This is a genomic window from Burkholderia sp. HI2761, assembly GCF_002223355.1.
GTDB lineage: Bacteria > Pseudomonadota > Gammaproteobacteria > Burkholderiales > Burkholderiaceae > Burkholderia.
In genome coordinates this window covers 1-1,250 of sequence record NZ_NKFN01000023.1, presented here as the reverse complement: position 1 = coordinate 1,250, position 1,250 = coordinate 1, and the positions used below count along the sequence as shown (strand labels likewise).

1 protein-coding gene is annotated in these 1,250 nt (G+C 59.1%); it reads right to left on the bottom strand.

The features are described 5' to 3' along the window. Positions 1-28: 28 nt before the first annotated feature. Positions 29-1,158 (bottom strand): IS3 family transposase gene (locus tag CFB46_RS34940; RefSeq protein ID WP_089501045.1). Its coding sequence is split into 2 segments (ribosomal slippage): positions 29-906 and positions 906-1,158, totalling 1,131 coding nucleotides; the frame shifts between segments, so codons are not numbered across the junction. Positions 1,159-1,250 lie beyond the last annotated feature (92 nt).

Sequence of the window (1,250 nt, the reverse complement as noted above, 5' to 3'; positions counted from 1 at the left end):
TGAGGCTGGCCCAATTTCCGTCCCGGTCTTAGTTGGAAAATTCCGGCTCTTCGGGGTGGGCCGGATCGGCCCGATCGGTGCACTCGCGGGCGAATTCCGCCGGCGTCATCCACTGCAGCGCAGAGTGAGGACGGGTCTCGTTATAGTACTCGCGCCAGACTTCGATTTTGCGTCTGGCGTCCTCCAGCGACAAGAACCAATGTGCGTTGAGGCATTCCTCCCGAAATCGTCCGTTGAAGGATTCGTTCTTCGCGTTGTCGGTCGGCTTGCCTGGGCGCGAGAAGTCAATTTCCACGCCATTCTCGTACGCCCACTTGTCGAGCGCCTTCGATATGAATTCGCTGCCATTGTCTGCCTTGATATAGCGGGGAAGCGGACGACGCTGTGCAAGCCGAGTCAGTGCGGCGACAACGTGCTCGCCACGCAGTGAGCCGTCGACCTCTATAGCCAGACATTCGCGCGTGTAGTTGTCCACGATCGTGAGCGTGCGCAAGCGCCGACCATCAAACAGCGCGTCAGCGACAAAATCCATACTCCAGATTTCGTTGATTGCGCTCACGGATTGCTTTGGCTGCCGGCGTCTGGCCGACTTGTTACGTCGAGGTCGTTTGTGGCGCAACGAAAGCCCCAGCTCGCGGTACACGCGTTCGACACGCTTATGGTTATCTCGCCAGCCTTCCCGGCGAAGCATCACGTACACGCGTGGCGCACCGTAATGCACCCGCACTTCCGTGATCTCCTTGATGCGCATCTCCAGCGCACTTTGATCCCGCGCGACCGACTCGTAACGGTAGACCGTGCGGGACAGTTGCAACAACGCACAGGTCTGCCGCTGGCTCGCGCCAAAGCGCTGCATCAAGTCCGTGATCAGTTCACGGCGCCGGGAAGGCTTCAGAGCTTTTTTGACAGCACGTCCTGCAGCATGGCCTTGTCCAGCGACAGATCGGCCACGAGCCGCTTGAGCTTCGCGTTTTCTTCCTCAAGCTGCTTCAGCCGGCGCAGCTCTGAGGGCGATAGCCCACCGTACTTGGTCCGCCAGTTGTAAAACGTCGCGTCGCTGATCCCCATCTTGCGGCAGACCTCTGCGACCGGCGTGCCCAGTTCGGCCTGCTTCAACGCATAGGCGATCTGTTCTTCGCTGAACTTGCTCTTCTTCACGGCATGACCTCCTGGTCTCGATGACAACGTCATGCCGGAATTTTCCACTTCCGAATGGGACAGTTTTGTGGGCTAGGGTCAAGAGCTGTGCG